At 75.7% G+C, this 21,771-nt stretch carries 20 protein-coding genes; 10 read left to right on the forward strand and 10 right to left on the reverse strand.

From position 1 onward, the window contains the following. The first annotated feature begins 32 nt into the window (after positions 1–32). From ACI79B_RS17405 to ACI79B_RS17415, 3 genes are read left to right on the forward strand one after another with little or no spacing between them, the layout of a single operon-like run. Positions 33–1,505 (forward strand): amidase, encoded by a 1,473-nt coding sequence (locus ACI79B_RS17405; protein ID WP_456926985.1) that lies wholly within the window; start codon positions 33–35, stop codon positions 1,503–1,505. Beyond that, entirely contained in the window at positions 1,502–1,885 is a 384-nt protein-coding gene (gene ctaJ, locus ACI79B_RS17410; RefSeq protein WP_456926984.1) for an aa3-type cytochrome oxidase subunit CtaJ, read from the forward strand. The genes ACI79B_RS17405 and ctaJ overlap by 4 nt, the downstream gene beginning before the upstream one ends. Before the next feature lie 49 nt (positions 1,886–1,934). Beyond that, positions 1,935–2,387, forward strand: a complete 453-nt coding sequence (locus ACI79B_RS17415; RefSeq protein ID WP_456926983.1) for a DUF5130 family protein — start codon at positions 1,935–1,937, stop codon at positions 2,385–2,387. A gap of 120 nt (positions 2,388–2,507) precedes the next feature. On the opposite strand, the gene pepN is transcribed toward ACI79B_RS17415, so the two are convergent. Further along, positions 2,508–5,060 (reverse strand): aminopeptidase N, encoded by a 2,553-nt coding sequence (gene pepN / locus ACI79B_RS17420; RefSeq protein WP_456926982.1) that lies wholly within the window; start codon positions 5,058–5,060, stop codon positions 2,508–2,510. 136 nt (positions 5,061–5,196) lie between these two features. Here pepN and ACI79B_RS17425 point away from each other — a divergent pair, with 136 nt between their 5' ends. After that, positions 5,197–5,859: a mycothiol-dependent nitroreductase Rv2466c family protein gene (locus ACI79B_RS17425; RefSeq protein WP_456926981.1), complete on the forward strand. Its 663-nt coding sequence runs from the start codon at positions 5,197–5,199 to the stop codon at positions 5,857–5,859. Between the two features lie 67 nt (positions 5,860–5,926). Here the strand turns inward: ACI79B_RS17425 and ACI79B_RS17430 are convergent, their stop codons facing one another. Continuing rightward, a complete protein-coding gene (locus tag ACI79B_RS17430; protein WP_456926980.1) occupies positions 5,927–6,412 on the reverse strand; it encodes an ester cyclase in 486 nt (161 codons plus the stop codon). A gap of 143 nt (positions 6,413–6,555) precedes the next feature. Here ACI79B_RS17430 and ACI79B_RS17435 point away from each other — a divergent pair, with 143 nt between their 5' ends. After that, positions 6,556–7,311: an SDR family oxidoreductase gene (locus tag ACI79B_RS17435; RefSeq protein WP_456926979.1), complete on the forward strand. Its 756-nt coding sequence runs from the start codon at positions 6,556–6,558 to the stop codon at positions 7,309–7,311. 106 nt (positions 7,312–7,417) lie between these two features. On the opposite strand, the gene ACI79B_RS17440 is transcribed toward ACI79B_RS17435, so the two are convergent. Both ACI79B_RS17440 and ACI79B_RS17445 read right to left on the reverse strand, forming a co-directional pair. Beyond that, on the reverse strand, positions 7,418–8,179 hold the full coding sequence (locus ACI79B_RS17440) for an MBL fold metallo-hydrolase (protein WP_456926978.1): 762 nt from the start codon (positions 8,177–8,179) through the stop codon (positions 7,418–7,420). After that, on the reverse strand, positions 8,176–8,844 hold the full coding sequence (locus tag ACI79B_RS17445) for a DUF429 domain-containing protein (RefSeq protein WP_456926977.1): 669 nt from the start codon (positions 8,842–8,844) through the stop codon (positions 8,176–8,178). Before ACI79B_RS17445 ends, ACI79B_RS17440 begins: the two co-directional genes overlap by 4 nt. A gap of 25 nt (positions 8,845–8,869) precedes the next feature. Between ACI79B_RS17445 and ACI79B_RS17450 the strand changes: the two genes are divergently transcribed. Next, positions 8,870–9,361 (forward strand): ribose-5-phosphate isomerase, encoded by a 492-nt coding sequence (locus ACI79B_RS17450; RefSeq protein ID WP_456926976.1) that lies wholly within the window; start codon positions 8,870–8,872, stop codon positions 9,359–9,361. On the opposite strand, the gene ACI79B_RS17455 is transcribed toward ACI79B_RS17450, so the two are convergent. The 3 genes from ACI79B_RS17455 to ACI79B_RS17465 are packed head-to-tail and all read right to left on the reverse strand — an operon-like array spanning position 9,358 to position 12,602. Then, positions 9,358–10,599, reverse strand: coding sequence for a GNAT family N-acetyltransferase (locus tag ACI79B_RS17455; RefSeq protein WP_456926975.1), 1,242 nt, complete (start codon positions 10,597–10,599; stop codon positions 9,358–9,360). The genes ACI79B_RS17450 and ACI79B_RS17455 overlap by 4 nt on opposite strands. A 42-nt stretch (positions 10,600–10,641) precedes the next feature. Then, positions 10,642–11,313: a response regulator gene (locus ACI79B_RS17460; protein WP_456926974.1), complete on the reverse strand. Its 672-nt coding sequence runs from the start codon at positions 11,311–11,313 to the stop codon at positions 10,642–10,644. Continuing rightward, positions 11,304–12,602 (reverse strand): sensor histidine kinase, encoded by a 1,299-nt coding sequence (locus ACI79B_RS17465; protein ID WP_456926973.1) that lies wholly within the window; start codon positions 12,600–12,602, stop codon positions 11,304–11,306. The genes ACI79B_RS17460 and ACI79B_RS17465 overlap by 10 nt, the downstream gene beginning before the upstream one ends. Positions 12,603–12,827: 225 nt before the next feature. Here ACI79B_RS17465 and ACI79B_RS17470 point away from each other — a divergent pair, with 225 nt between their 5' ends. From ACI79B_RS17470 to ACI79B_RS17480, 3 genes are all read left to right on the forward strand, one after another. Further along, a complete protein-coding gene (locus ACI79B_RS17470) occupies positions 12,828–14,459 on the forward strand; it encodes a hypothetical protein (protein ID WP_457000214.1) in 1,632 nt (543 codons plus the stop codon). Positions 14,460–14,552: 93 nt separating this feature from the next. Then, a complete protein-coding gene (locus ACI79B_RS17475) occupies positions 14,553–16,328 on the forward strand; it encodes a bifunctional metallophosphatase/5'-nucleotidase (protein ID WP_456926971.1) in 1,776 nt (591 codons plus the stop codon). 159 nt (positions 16,329–16,487) lie between these two features. Continuing rightward, a complete protein-coding gene (locus ACI79B_RS17480; protein WP_456926970.1) occupies positions 16,488–17,489 on the forward strand; it encodes a sigma-70 family RNA polymerase sigma factor in 1,002 nt (333 codons plus the stop codon). Positions 17,490–17,648: 159 nt separating this feature from the next. On the opposite strand, the gene ACI79B_RS17485 is transcribed toward ACI79B_RS17480, so the two are convergent. Together ACI79B_RS17485 and ACI79B_RS17490 are read right to left on the reverse strand one after the other, a co-directional pair. Further along, complete coding sequence (locus ACI79B_RS17485) at positions 17,649–18,542, reverse strand: YhjD/YihY/BrkB family envelope integrity protein (RefSeq protein ID WP_456926969.1); 894 nt, start codon at positions 18,540–18,542, stop codon at positions 17,649–17,651. Positions 18,543–18,549: 7 nt separating this feature from the next. Next, positions 18,550–20,169: an MFS transporter gene (locus ACI79B_RS17490; protein WP_456926968.1), complete on the reverse strand. Its 1,620-nt coding sequence runs from the start codon at positions 20,167–20,169 to the stop codon at positions 18,550–18,552. Between the two features lie 108 nt (positions 20,170–20,277). Between ACI79B_RS17490 and ACI79B_RS17495 the strand changes: the two genes are divergently transcribed. Continuing rightward, complete coding sequence (locus ACI79B_RS17495; protein ID WP_456926967.1) at positions 20,278–21,102, forward strand: M55 family metallopeptidase; 825 nt, start codon at positions 20,278–20,280, stop codon at positions 21,100–21,102. A gap of 12 nt (positions 21,103–21,114) precedes the next feature. On the opposite strand, the gene ACI79B_RS17500 is transcribed toward ACI79B_RS17495, so the two are convergent. After that, a complete protein-coding gene (locus ACI79B_RS17500; protein WP_456926966.1) occupies positions 21,115–21,681 on the reverse strand; it encodes a hypothetical protein in 567 nt (188 codons plus the stop codon). Positions 21,682–21,771: the final 90 nt, after the last annotated feature.

A 21,771-nucleotide genomic window follows, 5' to 3' on the forward strand; every position in this document is an offset into this window, starting at 1 on the left:
GTGTCTACCGGGCGGGGCTAGCGTCGCCGCCCGTGACCGGTACGCAGGTGCACGAGCTCACCGCGCTGGAGCAGGCGGCCGCCGTCCGGGACCGGACGCTCAGCCCCGTCGACCTGGTGGAGGCCGCCCTCGCCCGCATCGAGGCCCTCGACGCCGGCCTGGGCGCCTTCGTCACCGTCACGCCCGAGCGGGCGCTGGCGGCGGCGGCCGAGGCCGAGGCCCGGGTGCTGCGCGGCGGCGACCTGCCGCCCCTGCTCGGCGTGCCGACGGCGATCAAGGACCTCAACAACACCGCCGGCGTGCGCACCACCTTCGGCTCCGCGGTGTTCGCCGACTTCGTGCCCGAGGTCGACGACGCCGTCGTCACCAAGCTGGCCGCCGCCGGGACGATCAGCCTGGGCAAGACCAACACCCCGGAGTTCGGCTACCCCTGCTACACCGACAACGACGTCGCCGGCCCGGCCCGCTGCCCGTGGGACCCCACCCGGCTGGCCGGCGGGTCCAGCGGCGGCGCGGCGGTGGCCGTGGCCGCCGGGATGGTGCCCTTCGCCCAGGGCAGCGACGGCGGCGGCTCGATCCGCATCCCGGCCAGCATCAACGGGCTGTTCGGCATCAAGCCGACCCGCGGGCGGATCAGCAACGGGCCGCTGGGCAGCGACGTCACCGGGCTGGGCACCAACGGGCCGCTGGCCCGCACCGTCCGCGACGCCGCCGCGATGCTCGACGCGATGGCCGGCCCGGTCACCGGTGACTTCGCCTGGGCGCCGCCGCTGCCGCCGGGGGAGACGTTCCTCGCGGCCGCGGACCGGCCGCCGGGGCGGCTGCGGATCGGCCGGGTGCTGGAGTCGGCGATGCCCGGCGCGGTGCTGCAGCCCGAGGTGGCCGCGGCCCTCGACGACGCCACCGCGCTGCTCACCGACCTCGGGCACGAGGTGGTCGACGTCCCGCCCGGCCTGCTCGCCCCGGAGGTGCTCGGCGCCTTCGAGCGGGTGTGGTCGCTGTCGGGGACCACGCTGCCGGTGCCGCCGGACCGGGTGGGGGAGCTGCGGCCGCTCACCCGGGAGCTGCGCGCCCGCGGGCTGGCGCTGTCGGCGCAGGCGGCGATGGAGGCGCTCAACGCGCTGCGGCTGTTCGCCCGCCGCTACGTCGAGGCCACCGACGGGTTCGACGTCCTCGTCGCCCCGGTGACGACGATGACGCCGCGCCCGCTGGGCTGGTTCGACGCCGACGGCGACGGCGCCGAGGACTTCGAGCGCAACAAGCGGTACGCCGCGTTCACCGCGCTCTACAACGTCACCGGCCAGCCCGCCGTCAGCGTGCCGCTGCACTGGACCGGCGACGGCCTGCCGGTCGGGACGATGCTCGTGGGGCGGCCCGCGGACGAGGCCACGCTGATCGGCCTCGCCGCCCAGCTCGAGCAGGCCCGGCCGTGGGCGCACCGGCACCCGCCGGGCTGGGACACGCGCGCACAGCCGACCACGGACACCGGTAGATTCCGGGCGTGACCGTCGTCGAGACCCTGCTCGTCTTCCTCGTGGCTCCGCTGGCGGTGTTCGTGCTCCTGTGGGCGCTGACCTACCTGCCGGGCGGGCGCAAGCGCCAGGGCGTCCGGTACAAGCCGGGTCAGCCCTGGGAGCACGAGCCGGTCTGGTACGAGCCGCAGCCGAAGGACGCCCCGACGCACGCCGCCGGCCACGGCGACACCCAGGCCGTCGGGTCCTCGCTGTACGGCGAGCCCGCGGCGCTCGAGGGGGGCCACGGCGGGCACGGCACCACCACCGGCTCGCACGTGATCGCCGGCTCGCGCGGCGCGACCGCCGTCTCCGCCGGTGCGCCGGCCCCGTCCGCCGGCGGCCCGCTCGGCGGCGCCCGCGGCACCTGGTGACCGCCCCCGTGACCCCCATCCACCTCGCGACCGCCTCAGGAGGCCGGCGATGACCCGCGTGCTCGATGCCGACGCCCACGACACCGGGACGGTCGACACCGCGCCCAACCGGGCCGACGAGGGCTACGACACGATCTTCAGCTACCGCGAGCTGGCGCGGCTCGACGAGGCGCTGACCATGTCCTCGCGCGAGACCGGCCTGCGGTTCACGCTGTGGATCGGCGACCTCGGGCCCCGGACCCGCATCCGCGCCGAGGAGCTGCACGCCCGCGGCGGCGACCCGGCCGAGTCGGTGCTGCTGGCCGTCTCGCCCGGGCAGCGGGTCATCGAGGTCGTCACCGGTGCCTCGGCCGCCCGCCGGCTGCCCGACCGGGCGTGCGCGCTCGCGGTGCTGTCGATGACGAACTCCTTCGCCTCCGGCGACCTCGTGGGCGGGATCGTCAACGGCCTGCGGCAGCTGTCCGACCAGGCCGGCCACCCGCGGAGCGCCCGCACCCACTGAGGAAGGACCCCCCGCCCCCCCACTCGCAGGCTCGCGGCGGGCCCTGCAGGGGGCCGACACGACGGCTGGAGAGGAGAGGCCCAGGACCCGGCGGGTCCTGGGCCTCTCGCGTCCCGCGGGTCAGGCGCTCTCGGCGGCGTCCCGCGCCCGGTTGCGCAGCGCGCGGGCGATGCCGTCGCGGCCCTCGGAGACCAGCCGGCGCAGCGGCGCCGGGTGCCCCTCCTGGCCGAGCCACCGGTCGGCGGCCTGCAGCGTCCGCTCCTCGACCACCGGCGGGAACAGGTACTGCACGGCGTTCTTCGCGATCTCGCCGGGACGGCGCTCCCACACCGGGCCGACCTCCGCGAAGTACCGGTCCACGTACTCCGCGGTCAGCTCCCGCTGCGCCGGGTGCCAGAAGCCGCCGACCAGCGCCTCGTGGACGGCGTTGGGCACCGACGTGTCGTGGAACGCCTGCTGCCACGCGTCCGCCTTGGCCTCCGCGGTCGGGCGCAGCGCCCGCGCGGTCGCCGCGCGCCGGACCCCGGTGGCGGTGGCGTCCCGCTCGGCCTCGGCGTCGATCTCGGCGTCGCCGGCCGCGCCGATGGCCACCAGGCCGTTGAGGAAGGCCCAGCGGGCGTCGGCGTCGACGGCCAGCCCCTCGACGGTGCGGGAGCCGTCGAGCAGCCCGCGCAGCACCGCGGCGTGCTCCTCGGTGCGGGCCGCGGCGGCCAGGGTGCGCGACCACTGCAGCTGCTCGTCGCTGCCCGGCTCGGCCGACTCCAGCGCCTGCAGCGCCTTGTCCGCCAGCGCCGCCCAGCCGGTCTCGGCCCACGCCGGGTCGGCGTAGGAGGTGAGCGCCGACTGCACCCGCGCCAGCAGCGACTGCACCACGCTGATCTCGGTCTCGGCGTCGATGCCGGCCAGCACCAGCTGCACCCACTCGCGGGCGGGCAGCTCGGCGTCGCGGGTCATGTCCCAGGCGGCGGCCCAGCACAGCGCGCGGGCGAGGGAGTCGGGGACCGCGCCGATCGCCTCGCGCAGCGTGGCCAGCGAGCGGTCGTCCAGGCGGAGCTTGGCGTAGGTGAGGTCGTCGTCGTTGACCAGCACCAGGTCGGCCACCGGGTGCCCGGCGAGCTCGGCGACCTCGGTGCGCTCGCCGTCGACGTCCAGCTCCACCCGGGTGGTGCGGGTCAGCCCGTCCGGCCCGCGGTCGTAGAGGCCCACGGCCAGCCGGTGCCGGCGCAGCACGGGGTGCTCGGGGACGGCGGTCTGCTCGATGGCGAACGAGGCGTAGCGGCCGTCGTCGGTGAGCTCGTACACCGGGCGCAGGGTGTTGACCTGGCTGGTCTCCAGCCACTGCGCCGACCACTCGGTGAGGTCGCGGCCGGTGGCCTCCGACAGCGGGTCGAGCAGGTCGGCCAGCGTGGTGTTGCCGTACTCGTGGGTGCGGAAGTAGCGGCGGATCCCGGCGAGGAACTCCTCGCGGCCGACGTAGGCCACCAGCTGCTTGAGCACCGAGGCGCCCTTGGCGTAGGTGATCCCGTCGAAGTTCACCTCGACGGCGGCCACGTCGACCATGTCCGCGGCGATCGGGTGGGTGGAGGGCAGCTGGTCCTGCGCGTAGGCCCAGGCCTTCTCGGTGTTGGCGAACGTCGTCCACGCGGTCGTGTACTCGGTCGCCTCGGCCTGGCACAGCGTGGAGATGTAGGTGGCGAAGGACTCGTTGAGCCACAGGTCGTCCCACCAGCGCATGGTCACGAGGTCGCCGAACCACATGTGCGCCAGCTCGTGCAGCACCGTCTCGGCGCGCCGCTCGTAGCGCGCCCGGCTGGTCCGCGACCGGAAGACGTAGTCCTCCAGCACGGTGACCGCGCCGGCGTTCTCCATGGCGCCGGCGTTGAACTCCGGCACGAACACCTGGTCGTACTTGTCGAACGGGTACGGGTAGTCGAAGACCCGGTGGTAGAACTCGAAGCCCTGCTTGGTGACCCGGAACAGCTCCTCGGGGTCCAGGTACTTCGCCAGCGACGCCCGGCAGAACAGCCCCAGCGGGATGTCCTCGTAGCAGTCGGTGACCCGCGCGTAGGGCCCGGCGATGAGCGCGACCAGGTAGGTCGACAGCCGCTTGGTCGGCTCGAAGTGCACCAGCTGCGAGCCCGCGGGCCCGGCCTCGATGGTGCGGCCGCCGGTGTTGGACACGACCTGCCAGTCGAACGGCGCGACGACGTGCACCTCGTAGGTGCCCTTGAGGTCGGGCTGGTCGAAGCAGGCGAACACGCGCTTGGCCTCGGCCGGCTCGAAGTGCGTGTAGAGGTAGACCTGCCCGTCCTCGGGGTCCTCGAAGCGGTGCAGGCCCTCGCCGGTGTTGGAGTACCGGCAGTCGGCGTCGACGACCAGGGTGTTGTCGGCGGCGAGGTCGGGCAGCGGCAGGCCGCCCTCCTCGGTCCAGGTGGAGACGTCGAGCTCGACCCCGTTGAGCGTGGCGGACCGGACGGTCTCGGCGACCAGGTCGACGAACGAGGCGGCGCCGGGCTCGCGGCAGGTGAACCGCACCGTCGTCGTCGAGCGGAAGGTCCCGCTGCCCGGTCGCCCCTCACCGTCGGTGAGGTCGAAGCGGAGGTCGTAGCTGTCGACGTCGAGCAGGCGGGCGCGCGCGGCGGCGTCGTCGCGGGTCAGGTTGGGTACGGCCACGCCCGGCAGCCTCCCACGGACGGCCGACACGCCCGCAGGGCACCGGGAACAACCGGCCGGACGGGGCACTTGGCAGCGGGCAGTGGCCGGAGGTGCGCCCCGGCCCCGAGGACGACGGATCAGAGGAGAGCGATCGATGACCGAGGCAGTGCAGAGCGCCCCGACGAAGGCCCGGGTGGACTTCTGGTTCGACCCGCTGTGTCCCTGGGCCTGGCTGACCAGCCGCTGGGTGCTGGAGGCGGCGAAGGTGCGCGACATCGACCTGCACTGGCACGTCATGTCGCTGGCGGTGCTCAACCGCGGGCGTGACCTGCCGGAGGAGTACCAGCGGATGATGGAGCAGGCGTGGGGCCCGGTGCGGGTCGCGATCGCCGCGGCCGAGAAGCACGGCGACGAGGTCCTCGGCGACCTCTACACGGCCATGGGCACGCTGCGGCACCACGAGGGCCGGGAGCTCGACGAGCTGATCGCCCCGGCGCTCGAGCGCGTCGGCCTGCCGGCCGAGCTGGCCGAGGCGGCGATCTCCACCGAGTACGACGAGGCGCTGGAGAAGAGCCACCACGCGGGCATGGACCGGGTCGGCGACGACGTCGGCACCCCGGTCATGCACATCGACGGCGTCGCGTTCTTCGGCCCCGTCATCAGCAGGGTGCCCACCGGTGAGGACGCCGGCCGGGCCTTCGACGGCGCCGTCCTGCTGGCCAACCTGCCCGACTTCTGGGAGCTCAAGCGGACCCGGACCGCCGGCCCGGACATGGACTCGGTGCCGGCCGACGCCCTGGAGCTGAGGAACGGCTGAGCCCGCCGGCGCACGTCCGCGGACCTGCACCGTGCAGGTCCGCGGACGTGCGCGGCCGGCGGGCGGGTCAGGTGGCGGGGGCCTCGGTCGCCTGCTCGATCCCGGCGGCGGCCCGGGGCTCCGGGACGGCCGCCGCGGCCTGGCCCAGCCCGAGCTGGGCGATGACCTCGACCTGGTCGTAGTACATGCGGTGCGAGATCGCCGCGCCGTCCCGCACCGTGAGCAGGTCGCACTCCCGCAGCCGCATGCTCCGGCCGGTCGGCGGCACGTCCCCCTCCAGCAGGGCCGGCACGCCGGTGTGGGTGCCCACGAGCCAGCCCTCGTCGATGGCGGTGTCGCCGCTCTCGAACTGCGTCTTCGGTTCCCAGGTCAGGTCGGGGAACGCCCGCCGGAACGACAGCAGGTGGTCCGCGATCGCCTCGCCGCTGTCCAGGTCCCGGCCCTCCGGTGTCTCGGCGACGGCGTCGGCCGCGTAGGCCCGCAGGAGGGCGTCCCGGTCGCCGGCGACGACGGCGGCGGTGATGCGGTCCATGATCTCTCGTGCCCGTCCCATGACGACTCCTCGGGTCGTCCGGTCGCCGGCCGGTCTCACCGGCTGACGGCACCACACTGGCCTCCCTGCCCGCGCGGGGTGCAAGGGACCGAGGGCCCCACCGTGCCGATCCGCGGACGTGCACGGCTGGCATGCTGCCGGGCGTGCCGCGACCGACCCGCCAGCGCATCCTGATCACCGGCGCCAGCTCCGGGCTGGGCATGGGCATGGCCCGCCGCTTCGCCGCCCGCGGCCGCGACCTGGCGCTGGTCGCCCGCCGCGAGCACCTCCTCGAGGAGCTGCGCGAGGAGCTGCTCGCCGCCCACCCGGGCATCCGGGTGGTCACCGCGGCCCTCGACGTCGACGACGCGACGGCCGTGGCCGAGGGCGTCCCGGCGCTGGCCGCGGAGCTCGGCGGCCTCGACCGGTTCGTCGCCAACGCCGGCATCGGCAAGGGCGCGTCGGTGGGCACCGGCGCCGGCTGGGCCAACCGCGCGACGCTGTTCACCAACGTCCTCGGCACCCACGCGCAGTGCGAGGCCGCGGTCGAGCTGTTCCGCGCGCAGGGCTCGGGCCACCTCGTCGTCGTCAGCTCGGTCGCCTCGGTCCGCGGGATGCGCGGCACCCGCACCGCCTACGGCGCCAGCAAGGCCGCGCTCAACGCGCTCGCCGAGGGCATCCGGTCGGACCTGCTCGGCACCGGCATCCGGGTCACCACGGTGCTGCCCGGCTACATCGAGACCGACATCAACGTGGGCCGGCGCGGGCCGTTCACCGTCGACCTCGACACCGGCGTCGACGCGCTGGTCGCCGCGATCGAGCGGGAGCCGGTGCGCGCCTACGTGCCCGAGTGGCCGTGGCGGCCGGTGTCGGCGCTGCTGCGGGCGCTGCCGCTGCCGGTGGTCCGCCGCCTCACCTGAGCGCGGGCGGGTCCACCGCCCGCCGCGCCGCGAGATCGGCGATCTCGTGGCGATCAGCGCCGGATCGCCACGACACCGCCGATCTCGGCGCGCGTGGCCCGCCGCCTCACCCGAGGCGGGACGCCGCGGTCCGCATGGTCGCCTCGTCGTAGGGGCCGCGGTCGAGCCGGCCGGCCCGGACGGCGGCCAGCACCGCCAGCAGCTCCTCCCGCTGGGCGCCGACGAAGTCCGCGTCCACCACCGCGCCGTGGCCGGGGACCACCGGCCCGCGGGCCAGCGCGTGCAGCCGGCCCAGCGTCGCCGGCCACTCGGCCGGGAAGGCGTCCTCGAACGCCGGCGGGGCGCCCTCCTCCACCAGGTCCCCGGCGAAGACGGTGCCGTCCTCCACCTCGACGACCAGGTCGTGCCCGGTGTGCCCGCGGCCGAGGAAGCGCAGCACCACCTCGACGCCGCCCACGTCGAGCACCGCGACGTCGTCGACCAGCGCGTCGGGCGGGTCCAGCGGCGCCCGCCGCACCTGCTCCGCGGCCGCGTCGTCCCCGGCGGCCAGCAGCTCGGCCACCCGGGCCGCGCGCTGCGCCTCGCCGGTGGCCAGCAGGTCCGCGGCGCAGCCGCGCGTGCCCCACACCGTCGCCGGCCGGAACGCGGCGTTGCCGAAGCAGTGGTCGTAGTGGGCGTGCGTGTTGACGACCGTCCACGGGTGCGCGGTCACGCGGCGGACGGCGGCGGCGAGGTCGGCGGCCTCGGCGGGGGAGGAGCGGGTGTCGACGACGAGGCACGCGCCGTCACCCACGACCAGCCCGCAGTTGAGGTCCAGCGACCCGTGCCGGCGGACGAAGACGCCGTCGGCGACCTCGGTGAACGTCACCAGCAGATCCGCATCGGCCGGCCGCGGGCGTCGAGCGAGCCGTCGCCCACGCACTCCGCGGCGCCGTCGGCGACCCGCCGGGCCGACCACGCGGCGGCGCAGGCGTCGAGCGCGTCGACCGCCGGCACCCGCGGCGGCGCGGCGAGGAGCGCCGCCTCGACGTCCACGACGGACCGGAGCGCCGCCAGCCGCTGGGCCAGGCCCCGGGCGGTGACCTTCGGGTCGGTGACGCCGCCCAGCCCGCGCCGAAAGGCGAGCTCCGGGTGCACCTCGACGACGTGGCCGGGCGGCGGGGCGCCGAGGGCTTCGTCGAGCGCCCGGATGGACGCCGTCAGCTGGAACGCCTGCGCCGACAGCGAGCGCCCGCCGGTGGCCGCGATCGAGAGCTCCCGGGCCTGCGCGTAGTCGCGGGCGCCGAGGACCGCGCGGACCGGGGCGGGGAAGACCGAGCTGCCGGCCCGGCCGAGCAGGCGGCGGGCGGCCTCGTCACAGGCGCGGGGACCGTCGTCGGACAGGCCGATGGGCATGTCGACGCCGACCACCTCGACGTCCGGCACCGCGAGGACCGCCGCGACGTCGCGGAGGTGGAGCAACCGCACCGTGCGGCCCTCGAGGAGCGCGCCGACCCAGGCCCCGCGCCAGCCGTCCACCCCGAGCACCGCCACCACCCGACCCTGACAGACTCGGCGCATGCGCGTCTTCGTCGGCACAGACCACGCCGGGCTGGACTTCAAGGAGCACCTCAAGCAGGCGCTCACCGAGGCCGGGCACGAGCCGGTCGACTGCGGCGCCTTCGAGTACGACCCGCAGGACGACTACCCGCCGTTCTGCTTCGAGGTCGGCGAGCGCGTGGTCACCGAGCCGGGCACCCTCGGCGTGGTCATCGGCGGCTCGGGCAACGGCGAGCAGATCGCGGCGAACAAGGTGCCCGGCGTGCGCGCGGCGCTGGTGTGGAACACCGAGACCGCCCAGCTCGCCCGGCAGCACAACGACGCCAACGTCGTCTCGATCGGCGCCCGCCAGCACTCGATCGAGGAGGCCACCGCGCTGGTGCTCGAGTTCCTCCGGACGCCGTTCAGCCACGACGAGCGGCACGTCCGCCGGATCGGGCTCATCCACGACTACGAGCAGAACAGGCACCGCCCGGCCGGTGGCCTGCCCACGCGGGAGGACGTCGTCTAGAACTGGTCCGGGCAGTGGGGGCTGACCGGCCAGGAGAACGCCGTCGCGGCCTGGGTGACCGCGCCCGGGCTCACCTCGGTGACCCGGCCGGCCGCCTGCAGCGTGCCCAGCGAGACGCCGCCGAGGTAGGCCGCGGCCAGCGCCTCGACGTCGACGACCAGGTCGGGGTCGCCGTCGGTGGGGGCGCAGAAGGCCCCGGCCGGGTGCCCGCGCAGCCACCAGCGCCCGTCGTTCCACGGGCAGAACCGGTCGCGCACCTCGAGGACCATGTCGATCGGCGCCGGGTAGCGGCGCGCGGCCAGCGCCCGGCCGACGTCGACCAGCCGCAGCCACAGCCCGTCCAGCGGGCGCACGTGCAGCGCGCGCGGGTCGGCCAGCAGGTGGCGCAGCGGGTCGTCGGCCGGGGCGTAGCCGGCCTCCACCGTCCGCACCAGGTCCAGGTCGAGCAGGTACCGCCACAGCGCCGCGTACGCGGGGGTGCTGCGGGCGCGCAGGTCGTCGACGACGACCGTGCCGTCGGGCAGGCCGTCGTCGGTCCACCGTGAGCGCACGCGGAAGGACGCGAAGCCGGTGACCTCGCCGTCGGCCTCGGTGTGCAGCACGTACCGGCGGGCGCTGGCGCCCTTGCGGCGCTCGGCCGGGTCGCGCAGCTCCCGCTCCCACCAGCGCTCGTCGCGCTCGAACGTGCCGGGCACCCAGCGGCGCAGCGCCTCGTGCACCCGCGCGGCGCCGGCCCGCCAGGCCTCGGGGTCGGCCGGGGCCACCGTGCCGGTGCCCAGGTCGACGCCGGGGCGGAAGGCCGTGTCCCGCGTCGAGCCGCGCAGGTTCCCGCGCTGCGTCGCGGGCGCGTAGCCGAAGCGGCCGTAGATGGGCCCCTCGGAGGCCCACAGCGCGGCCAGCGGCTCGCCCTGCCGCTCGTGCAGCTCCGTGAGCTGGCGGCGCATCATCGCGGTCAGCACCCCCCGGCGGCGGTGGGTGGGGGAGACGGTCACCCAGGTGACGCCCGCGCACGGGACGACGGCGCCGGGCACCGTCACCTGCCGGCTGTAGATGCCGCCCGTGGCGGCCACCCGCCCGTCAGCGGCCCACAGCGACAGCGACCGGTCCAGCTCCGCCGTCGGCGGGACCCGCTCGGTGAAGTCGCCGATCGGCTCGTCGCCGAAGACCTCGAGCATCGCCCGGCTGAAGGCGGGCCACTCCTCGGCGGTGACGGGGCGGAGGTCAGCGGGATCGGTCACTCCTGGTGTCTACCGGGCGGGGACGACGGCCCGCGACCGCGGTCAGCCGCGGAGGTAGGCCAGCGTCGCCATCACCCGGCTGTTGCGGTCCTCGTCGGGCGCGAGGCCGAGCTTGGCGAAGATCCGCTGGGTGTGCTTCTCCACCGCGCCCGGAGTGACCACCAGCTGCCGGGCGATCGCGGTGTTGGAGTGGCCCTCGGCGATGAGCCCGAGCACCTCCCGCTCGCGCGGGGTGAGCCGGCGCACCGGGTCGTCGGCGCGGCGGCGGGCGAACAGTTGGGCGACCACCTGCGGGTCGAGCACGGTGCCGCCGGCGACCACCTCGGCGAGCGCGGCCAGCAGCTGGTCGAGGTCGGTCACCCGGTCCTTGAGCAGGTAGCCGACGCCGCCGCGGCCGTCGGCCAGCAGCTCGTCGGCGTAGGCGACCTCGACGTACTGCGACAGCACCAGCACCGCCGTCCCGGGCACCACCCGCCGCACCTCGACGGCGGCCCGCAGCCCCTCGTCGGTGTGCGTGGGCGGCATCCGCACGTCGACGACGGCCACGTCCGGCCGCTCGGACACCACCGCGCGGACCAGCGACGGGCCGTCGCCGACGGCGGCCGCCACGGTGGTGCCCGCCTCCTCGAGGAGCCGGACCAGCCCCTCGCGGAGCAGGACCGAGTCCTCGCCGAGCACCACGCGCAGCGGCTCGTCGCCGGGGCTCACGCCCACGGCAGCTCCGCCGTCGTCCGGGTCGGGCCGCCGCGCGGGCTGTCGACCACCAGCACGCCGTCGACCGCGCGCAGCCGGTCGGCGAGCCCGGCCAGGCCGTGCCCGGGCACCAGCAGCGCCCCGCCCTCGCCGTCGTCCTCGACCACGACGCGCAGCACGTCGCCGGCCCGCCGCACCTCGACCCGGCACACGCCGGCCCCGCTGTGCTTGGCCACGTTGGCCAGCGCCTCGCTGACGACGAAGTACGCGGTGTTCTCGGTGACCGGCGCCGGCCGCTCGTCGGGCAGGTCGACGGCCAGCTCCACCGGCACCGGTGAGCGGGCGGCCAGCGCGGCCAGCGCGGCGGGCAGGCCGCGGTCGGCGAGGACCGGCGGGGCGATGCCGCGGGACAGCGCGCGCAGCTCCTCCAGCGCCTCCTTGGCGAGGACGCCGGCCTGGGCGAGCGTCGTGCGGGCGGCGGCGGGGTCGCGCTCGAGCTGGCGCTGTGCGCGGGAGAGGTCCATGCCGAGGCGGACCAGGTGCTGCTGCGGGCCGTCGTGGATGTCGCGCTCCAGCCGGCGCAGCGCCACCGCCTCGGCGGCGACGGCGGCGTCGCGGCCGCGGGAGAGCCGGCCGATCTCGGCCTGGGTGGCCGCGCGGGAGGTCAGCACCACCCGGCCGAGGTGGGCCTGCAGCAGCGCGACCGCCCGGACGGCGAACGGCAGCAGCACCGCGAAGACGGCGCCGATCAGCGTGTAGAGCAGGATGCGCCGGCCGGCGGTGCTCTCGAGGCCGAGCAGCTCCAGCAGGTCGGTGTTCTCCGGGTCCCCGGAGGCGTCGGGCAGCGCCCAGTCCCACAGCCCGTAGGTGAGCCCGCCGAGCGCCCCCGCCCAGAACGTCACCGTGACGACGAAGGCCAGGACCGCCAGCGGGAACCGGACGACGGCGTGCAGCACGTCGAGCCAGGACTGCGGGTCGCGCAGCGGGGTCAGCAGCCCGCGCACCCGGCCGCCGTCGGGGGTCAGGTACGCCGGGCGGGGGACCGGGCGGCCGAGCACCGCGGGCAGCTGCGCCCGCTCGAGCGCGGCGAAGCCGCGCGAAGCGAGCAGGGTGAGCGCCAGGACGGCGAGGCCGACCCAGATCACCAGCGTGCCGACGCCGACGGCCACGCCGGTCACGGCGACGACGAAGGCGGCGATCCCGACCGGCAGCGACAGCAGCGCGTAGCCGGAGTCGACGAGCAGTCGGCGCAGCAGGCCGGCGTGCGGCGGGGCGGTCGTGGAGGGCATCACGAGGGTGTCGGTGGTCATGCAGCGAGCCTGCTGGCGCGGGGCCGGCCGGCCGATCCCGTCAGCCGGTCGATCCGCTGTCGGGCTGGCCCGACACCCGCTGCGCTCCTCATGTCGCCGGCGATGCTCCCGGTCGCGCCGGGCCGGTGTCCAGCGCCCTGGCTAGTGTCGGGCGCGATCCCCGTGCACGCCCGACGGCGCCGCGCTCCCGCGCGGCCGCGTGCCCGGTGGGACGGAGGTCCGCCCGTGCGCCCGAAGTCGGTGCCCGTCGCGCTCAGCGCGCTCCTCCTGGCCGCCGGGTGCACGGCGTCGACGGCGGCGGAGGGGGACGGGGGCGGCACCGCCTCGGTCGCGACCTCCGCGCCCGGCCAGCGGCTGACCGTCGTCGCCGACGCCGAGCCCGCCGCGTCGGCCGTCAGCGCCAGCCGCGCGCTGTTCGACGAGGCCGGCGTGGTCGTCGTCGCCCCCGAGGACGACCGCGCGGCCACCCTGCTCGGCGCCTCGGCCGCGGTCGGCCTGGGCGTGCCGCTGCTGCTGGACCCCGAGGGCGAGGACGGCGCCGTCGCCGAGGAGATCGGCCGGCTGGGCGCGCGGACGGTCCTCGCCGTGGGCGCCGACACCGCGCCCGGGGACGCCGACGTCGTCGCCGCGCCGGCGAACGCCGAGGCGGTCGCCGCCGCCACCGGCCTCGACCTCGCCGACGCCGACCCGGTGCCCGCCGACGGCGAGGCGGCCGCCGTCGCCGCGCTCGAGGCCGAGGCGCCGGCCGCGCTGCGCCCCGAGGACGACGGCGCCGCGGCCGAGGGCGAGGCCGACGGGGAGCTGCCCGCGGTCACCCGCGCCGAGCCGCTCGAGGGCACCGTCGTCCTGGCCGACGGCGCGCCGGAGTCGCTGGCCGGCGTCGCCACCGCCCGGGCCGCCGGGGCGCGCGTGCAGGTGACCGGCGGGCAGACCGACCCGCGGGCGTCGGCCGACGCGGTCGAGGCGGTGTCCGGCGCGGAGACCGTCGTCGCCCTGGGCGCGGGCTTCGGCGCCGAGGACGGCCTGGACTGGAAGCTGGAGACCGCGGCCACCGGCACCCAGCTGCCCGGCGGCGGGCAGACGCTGTTCCCGCAGCACTTCATGGTGGCGCTCTACGGCCACCCGGGCACCGGCGCGCTCGGCGTGCTCGGCGAGCAGGACGTCGACGCGGCGGTCCAGCGGGCCCGCGACCACGCGGCGCCCTACGAGTCGCTGGTCCCCGACGCCACCGTCGTCCCCGCCTTCGAGATCATCGCCACGGTGGCCTCGGAGTTCCCGACCGACGGCAACGACTACTCCTACGAGGCGCCGCTGGAGCAGATCCGCCCGTGGGTGGAGGCAGCGGGGGAGGCCGGCCTCTACGTCGTCCTGGACCTGCAGCCCGGCCGCACCGACTTCGTCACCCAGGCCGAGCTTTACCGGCCGCTGCTGGAGCTGCCGCACGTGGGCCTGGCGCTGGACCCGGAGTGGCGGCTGGCGCCGAACCAGGTCCACCTCACCCAGATCGGCTCGGTCGGCGTCGACGAGGTGAACCGGGTCGTGACCTGGCTGGCCGACCTCACCCGCGAGAACCGGCTGCCGCAGAAGCTGCTCGTGCTGCACCAGTTCCGGGTGGACATGATCCCCGCCCGCGAGCAGGTCGACCTGTCCCGCGACGAGGTCGCCGTGATGGTGCACGCCGACGGGCAGGGCCCGCAGGGCAGCAAGCAGGACACGTGGCGGGTGCTGCACGGCACCGGTCCCGAGGGGCTGGCCTGGGGCTGGAAGAACTTCTACGACGAGGACACGCCGATGCTCACGCCCGAGGAGACGATCGCGCAGGTCTCCCCGCGACCCCAGCTGATCAGCTACCAGTAGTTCCCCCTGTGTGACGGAGTCGTCACCCCGAGGAGTTAGCGTCGCCCCCGCGCCCGGGACGCACGGGCGGCACACCGAGGGGAATCCGCACACATGCAGCGACGCAGGTACTGGGCCGCGGTCGCGGCCGCACTCGCGGTGACCGCCGGGGCGGCGACGCCCGCGGCGGCCGCGCCCGCGGCAGCGGCCACCGACGAGCTCGACATCACCCTGCTGGCCACCACCGACCTGCACGGCCGGGTGCAGGACTGGGACTACTTCAAGGACGCCCCGTACACCGAGTCGGCGGGCTTCGCCACGGGCCTGGCCCGGGTCGGCTCGGTCGTCGACAGCGTGCGTGACGCGCGCGGCGAGGAGAGCGTGCTGGTCGTCGACAACGGCGACTTCCTGCAGGGCACGCCGCTGAGCTACTACTACGCGCGGCAGGAGCCGGTCACCGAGACCGGCGCCGAGCACCCGATGGCCGCCGCCTACGACGCCATCGGCTACGACGCCCAGGTGGTCGGCAACCACGAGTTCAACTACGGCCTGGACCTGCTGCAGGCCTACACGGACGACGTCGACCACCCGGTGCTCGGCGCCAACGTCCTCGACGCCGCGACCGGTGAGCCGTACCTGCCGCCGTACACCCTGCAGCGGGTGCACGTCCCCGGCCACAAGCCGGTCACCGTGGGCATCCTCGGCCTGACCACGCCGGGCTCGGCGATCTGGGACCGCGGCAACGTCGAGGGCCGGGTCGAGTTCCAGGACATGGTCGAGGCGGCGGAGAAGTGGGTGCCGATCGTCGACGAGCAGGCCGACGTCGTCGTGGTGCTCTCGCACGCCGGCGTGGGCGGCGGTTCGTCCTACGACGAGTCGCAGGCCCCGACGGAGAACCCGACCGACGTCATCGCGCGGACGGTGCCCGGCATCGACGCGATGGTGGTCGGCCACACCCACCGCAACGCCCCCGGCCAGGTCGTCGTCAACGAGGTCACCGGCGACGGCGTCCTGCTGACCCAGCCCTACCGCTGGGGCGCCACGGTGTCCCAGGTCGACATCGGGCTGGAGAAGGTCCGCGGCCAGTGGGACGTCGTACGCACCGCGGCCACGGCGCTGCGCACCGACGCCCACCCGCAGGACCCGGAGGTGCTCGCGGCGACCGACGAGGCGCACGACCGCACGGTCGAGTACGTCAACCAGGTGGTGGCGACGTCCACCGAGGAGCTCTCGGCCGTGACCAGCCGCTACGAGGACACCGCGATCCTCGACTTCATCCAGGACGTGCAGACCGACACCGTCGACGCAGCCCTGGAGGGCACGCGGTACGCGGACCTGCCGGTGCTGTCGATCGCCGCGCCGTTCAGCCGGGACGCCGTCTTCCCGGAGGGCGAGGTGACCATCCGCGACATCGCCGGGCTCTACGTCTACGACAACACGCTGCAGGCGGTGCAGATGACCGGCGCCGAGATCCGCGACTACCTCGAGTACTCCGCGAAGTACTTCGCGCAGACGTCGGACCCCGCTGTGGACCCCACGGCGATCGCCGGGGTCGACGGGACGCCGGACTACAACTACGACGTCCTGTCCGGGGTCTCCTACGACATCGACGTGGCCAGGCCGGTGGGCGAGCGCATCACCCGCCTGCAGCACCCGGACGGCTCGGCGGTCGAGGCCGACGACGTCTTCGTGGTCGCGGTGAACAACTACCGGCGCTCGGGCGGCGGCGGTTTCCCGCACGTCGCAGCCGCACCGGTCGTCTACGACCAGCAGCTGGAGATCCGGCAGCTGCTGATCGACGGTGCCCAGGCGTCCGGTGAGATCGACCCGGCCGACTTCGCGGTCGACAACTGGCAGCTGGTGGTGAACGGGCAGCCGCTGGTGCCCTGACGCACCCGTCCCACCTCACCCGACCGCCCCGCCGGAGCCCTCCGGCGGGGCGGTCGGCGTCCGGGGGCGATCAGCCCGCCGGGGACTCCCGTTCCGTCGGTCCTCCGTGGTGGACTACCGCCCGTCGACGGGGATGGCGACCGAGGAGAGGTGGTCCGCGTGACCAGCGTGCTGAGCGGGGTGTCCGACGAGCTCGACCCGCGGCTGCTCGAGCACCGGCGGGAGCTGACCGGCTACTGCTACCGGATGCTGGGGTCGTCCTTCGACGCCGACGACGCCGTGCAGGAGACGCTGGTCCGCGCGTGGAAGAGCTTCGGCTCCTTCGAGGGCCGCTCCTCGCTGCGGTCCTGGCTGTACCGGATCGCCACCAACGTCTGCCTCGACCAGCTCTCCGGGCGGCAGCGCCGGGCCCTGCCCATGGACCTCTCCGGCTCGCCGTGGTCGCCGGTGGAGGCGTCCCTGGCCGCCAAGCGGCCGGCCGAGGCGTGGGTTGAGCCGGTCCTCGACCGCGCGGTGCTGCCCGAGGACGGCGACCCGGCCGAGCGCGCGGTGGCCCGCGAGTCGGTGCGGCTGGCCTTCGTGGCGGCGCTGCAGCACCTGCCGCCGCGGCAGCGCGCCGTCCTCCTGCTGCGCGACGTGCTGCGCTGGCACGCCGACGAGGTCGCCGCCCTGCTCGAGACCACCGTCGCCTCGGTCAACAGCGCGCTGCAGCGGGCCCGCGCCACGCTGGCGGCCATGGGCGGCACCCCGGAGCAGCGGCCGCTGGACCCCGACCACCGGGACCTGCTCGACCGCTACCTCGACGCCTTCGAGCGCTACGACATCGACGCCTTCGTCGCCCTGCTGCACGAGGACGCCACCCAGCACATGCCGCCGTTCGAGATGTGGCTGGGCAGCGCCGCCGACATCGGCACCTGGATGCTCGGCCCGGGCAGCGGCTGCCGGAACTCCCGGCTGCTGCTCACCGAGGCCAACGGCAGCCCGGCGGTGGCGCAGTGGCGCCCCACCGGCGACGGCGGCCACACGCCGTGGGCGCTGCACGTGCTGGAGATCGAGGACGGCCGGATCCGGCACATCACCAGCTTCCTCGACCTGGACAACGACCTGTTCGCCCGCCTCGGCCTGCCGCCGACCCCGGACGCGGCACCCGCCGCCGGCTGACCTCTCTCGGGCCGACCCCGCACCTCCCCGCCACCGCCTCCCACCCCGCCCGGGGTCGGGAGGCGGTGGCGCGTCCGGGGGCACCCTGCCGGTCAACCGCCGGCTGGATGGGGCGCGGCCCCGGCCACGCCGTCGTCCACGCCCACCACTGACCGCCGCTCACCGCCGCTGGGCGGGCCGCTCGCCGTCGAGCGGGCCGGACGGTCCCGAGGTCGCCGGAGCGGTCGCCAGGCCGAGCCTGCCCCGGAGCCGCACGGCCCACGCCTCCGGCGCGCGGTCGAGCTCGGCGCCGGCGATCGTCGTGACCACGGCGATGACCGCGGTGCACAGCAGCCAGCCCACCAGTGCGAGCGTCACGCCGAACAGGCCGTACCTGCGGCTGTAGGACTCCATGAGCAGGGGCATGTAGACCGCGGTGGCCACGGCGTAGAGCGCGGAGCAGACGGCCGCCAGCGCGCCCGTGGGCAGCAGCCGCCGCCAGGCGAGCCGGCCCCCGAGCAGCAGCCACGGGATCGAGGTCCACAGCAGCCAGTTCGCCAGCAGGTGGCCGGTCCAGCCCAGCACCCGCGGGACGGCGCCGGGAGCCACCAGCCCGTGCAGGAACGACAGCAGCACGATCTCCAGCAGCAGGGCGGCGATGCCCAGCAGCGCGTCGACCGACCCGCGCAGGCCGGCGCGCGGCGGGAGCCGCCAGGCCTGCTCGTACATCCGCTGCAGCCGGCGGGCCAGCGAGACGCCGGAGAACACGAGCAGGACGACGCTGAGCACGCCGACGCCGGCGTCCCCGGCCGCCGCGAACAGCTGCTCCACGTCCGCGGCGGCCGTACCGGTCAGCCGGAACCGGTCGATCACGATCTCGGCGACCAGGGGGCCGTCGTCCCCCGGGGCCAGCAGGGACACCAGCAGGAGCAGCGGGATCAGCGCGGTGAACGCCTGGGCGGAGACGGCCATGGCCCGGTCGACACCGCGCTGGTCCAGGAACGCCGCGACGCACCGGCCGGTGAACGTCGACTCCAGCCGCCGGAGGACCACCCCGGACCCGCGGACGACCATGCCGCCCTCACCCCCGGACGGCGGCCGACGCCGGCTCCGCCGGCGTGGGTGGCGGTGCCAGGCGCGCCGCGGGGAGGGCGCGGGTCAGGAAGAGGCTCAGCAGGGCGACGGCGGCGACCGCGAGGAGCGCCGTCCTCAGGCCGAGCAACTGCGCGTCGGCGTAGGTCGCCACCAGGGCGTCGACCTCCGCGGCGGAGATCCCCGCCTGGTCGAGCGCGGCCCGCGCCTGGTCGACCGGGACGAAGCTGGCGCCCCCGCTGATCGCCACGCCCACCTCCTCGGCGACGTCGTCGCTGACCCGTGGGTCGCCGGAGATCCCGCGTACGGAGGCGGCGGTCAGCGTGCCGATGAGCACCGAGCCGACGAACGCCGTCCCGAGCGAGGACCCCAGGTTCTGCGCCGTGTACTGCAGGCCACCGACCTCGCTGCGGTCGGCCTCCCCGGCGCTGGACTGGGCGACGTTGCCGAGCTGGGCGGCCAGCAGGCCCATCCCGATCCCCAGCAGCGCCATCGCCAGCCCGAAGGAGAGGTCGTCGAGCTCCGGCCGGACCGTCGCGAGCAGCCACAGGGACGCCGCGACCAGGACGGCGAAGCCGACCCGCACCACGGTGCGCGGGCCGGCGACCCGGTTCAGCAGCGGTGCACTCATGGCCGTGACCAGCATGAGCACCGAGACCGGGAGCAGCCGCAGCCCGGTCTCGAAGGCGTCGAGCCCCTGCACGACCTGCAGGTACAGCGGCACGGTGAAGAAGACCCCGAGCAGGACGAGGTTCTGCGCGACGAGCGTCTGCACGGCCGCGCGCAGCGGCGGGACGGAGAACAGCCGCCAGTGCAGCAGCGGTTCCTCGCCGCGGGCCTCCCGGTGGCGCAACCACGACCGCAGCAGCGCCAGCAGGGCCAGGCCGGCGCCGATGACGAACGGCGTCAGGGCGAAACCCAGGACGGTGACCGGCGACTCGCGCGGCTGCAGCCAGCCCCACGTGGTGCTCTGCAGCACCCCGAGGACGACGAGCGCCAACCCGAGCGCGGAGAGCGCCGCCCCGACCGCGTCGATCCGGGGACGCGGGCCCGGCGTCGGCGCGTCCTCGACCCAGCGGAGCCCGGCGAGGACGGCCAGCACCACGACGACCTCGCCGGCGAAGACGAGCCGCCAGCTGAGGTAGGTCGTCACCCAGCCGCCGAGCAACGGGCCGACGGCGATCCCGGCCCCGGCCAGCCCACCGATGACCCCGTACGCCATCGCCCGGTCCCGGCCCCGGTAGTTGCCGCCCACCAGGGCGGCGAGCGCGGGCAGCACCAGAGCCGCGCCCAGTCCCTCGATGACCGACCACCCCAGGGCGAGGACCAGCACGGTGGGGGCCAGCGCGGTGATCAGGGAACCCACCGCGTAGACGACGAGCCCGACGGCGAAGGCGCGCCGCCGGCCGATCCGGTCGCCGATCTTCCCCCCGGTGACCATGAACGCGGCCATGACGAGCGTGTAGACGGTGATGACCGCCTGGATGGTGGTGACGGTCGTGTCGAAGTCCTCGACCAGCTGACTGATCGACACGTTCATCACCGCGGTGTCGAGGACGGCGAGGAACTGCGCGGCCCCCAGGACCACGATCGGCCTCCAGCGCGTCACCGTTCGACGCTGACCGCAGCGGCGACGTCGGCGCATCGTCCCGCCCGCATGAGCGGGCGCTCCGGACCGCCGTGCGGGGAGCTGTGAGCGACCACCGAGGATGGGCGCGTGAAGGTCTACGTGTCGTCGGACATGGAGGGCACCGCGGGTGTCGTCGACTGGGCACAGTGCCGGGGCCCGGGCGGGGAGTACGAGCACTACCGGCGGCTGCTGCAGGACGAGGTGAACGCCGCGATCGCGGGCGCGGTGGACGCCGGCGCCACCGAGTTCCTCGTCAACGACTCGCACTCGACGATGCAGAACCTGCGGCCCGGCGAGCTGCTCGGCAACGCCCGCTACCTCGCCGGCCGGCACAAGCCGATGTACATGATGGAGGGGCTGGACGGCTCCTTCGACGCCGTCTTCCTCGTCAGCTACCACGGCTCGATGGGCGGGCCGTCCTCGGTGCTGTCGCACACCTACAACCCGGCGGCGGTCGCCCGCGTGCGGCTCAACGGCGTCGAGGTGGGGGAGTCGGGCATCAACGCGCTGGTCGCGCTCGGCCACGGCGTGCCGGTCGTCCTGGTCACCGGCGACGAGACGACGGCCGAGGAGGCGCGCGCGGTGTGCCCGGGGATCGAGGCCGCCGTCGTCAAGCGGTCGGTGACCCGGTTCGCGGCCGAGAGCCTGCACCCGGCCGAGGCGTGCGCGCTCATCCGCGAGCGGGCGGCCGCCGCCGTGCGCGGCCTGCCCGCCGCCGGCCTCCCGGCGATCGAGCTGCCGGCGACGCTGGAGGTCACCTTCCGCAACGCGGACCTCGCCGAGCTGGCCGCCCGGATCGTCGGGGTCGAGCGTGCCGGGACCCTCGACGTCCGGATCGCCGACGACGACCCGGTGGCGCTCTACCGCACGTTCGTGACCGTCGTGCTGCTCACCCGCGGGTTCACCGACTGAGCCCGGGCCCCGTCAGGCGACCCAGACCCCGCTGACGACGACCCAGATCCCGCCCTCGCCCTCCCGGGCCGGCTGACGCAGCTGCAGGGTGACGACGTGCCCGCTCGCCGGGTCGGTCACCTCGGTGGTGTGCGGGTCGGCGAGGGCGACCTCGGCGTCGTCCCAGCCGAGCTCGCTCGCCGCGAAGGCCGCGGCCACCGCCGCGACGTCGGTGCGCCACGGCTGGTGCCCGCCGTCGACCTGCGCCTGCAGCTCGGCGGCCTGCTCGGCGGTGAGGTCCTCGCCGGGGATCGCCGTGCCCGGTGCGGGCGTGGACCCGTCGTCCGGCTCCTCGCCGTCAGGGGTCCCGCCGTCGGGGGTCCCGCCGTCGGGTGGCCCGTCGTCGGGCGGCTCGTCCGTCGGCGAGGGCCCGGGGCTCGGACCGGACGGGGACGGGGTCGCCGGGGACGTCGCCGCCGGCGGGGTGGTGTCGTCGCTCCCGCCGCCGCAGCCGCCGAGGAGCGCCGCCAGCAGCACGGCGAGGACCGGGAGCACCCGGACCGGCCGGAGGCGGTCCCACGCGGTGCCGGGTGCGTCCATGGCGTCCTCCTCCGCCGCGGGCCCGGGCGCAGCGTGGACCCGCGGGGCGGGCGGCTGCCAGGGCCGTGCGGCCGTGGGCGGTGGGGTCCC

The organism is Geodermatophilus sp. SYSU D00879, assembly GCF_054050375.1.

Coding starts and splice junctions, on each gene's coding strand:
- ACI79B_RS17415 (WP_456926983.1), top strand. CDS start 1,935: ATGACCCGCGTGCTCGATGCCGACGCCCACGACACCGGGACGGTCGAC.
- ACI79B_RS17425 (WP_456926981.1), top strand. CDS start 5,197: ATGACCGAGGCAGTGCAGAGCGCCCCGACGAAGGCCCGGGTGGACTTC.
- ACI79B_RS17430 (WP_456926980.1), bottom strand. CDS start 6,412: ATGGGACGGGCACGAGAGATCATGGACCGCATCACCGCCGCCGTCGTC.
- ACI79B_RS17450 (WP_456926976.1), top strand. CDS start 8,870: ATGCGCGTCTTCGTCGGCACAGACCACGCCGGGCTGGACTTCAAGGAG.
- ACI79B_RS17465 (WP_456926973.1), bottom strand. CDS start 12,602: ATGACCACCGACACCCTCGTGATGCCCTCCACGACCGCCCCGCCGCAC.
- ACI79B_RS17475 (WP_456926971.1), top strand. CDS start 14,553: ATGCAGCGACGCAGGTACTGGGCCGCGGTCGCGGCCGCACTCGCGGTG.
- ACI79B_RS17485 (WP_456926969.1), bottom strand. CDS start 18,542: ATGGTCGTCCGCGGGTCCGGGGTGGTCCTCCGGCGGCTGGAGTCGACG.
- ACI79B_RS17500 (WP_456926966.1), bottom strand. CDS start 21,681: ATGGACGCACCCGGCACCGCGTGGGACCGCCTCCGGCCGGTCCGGGTG.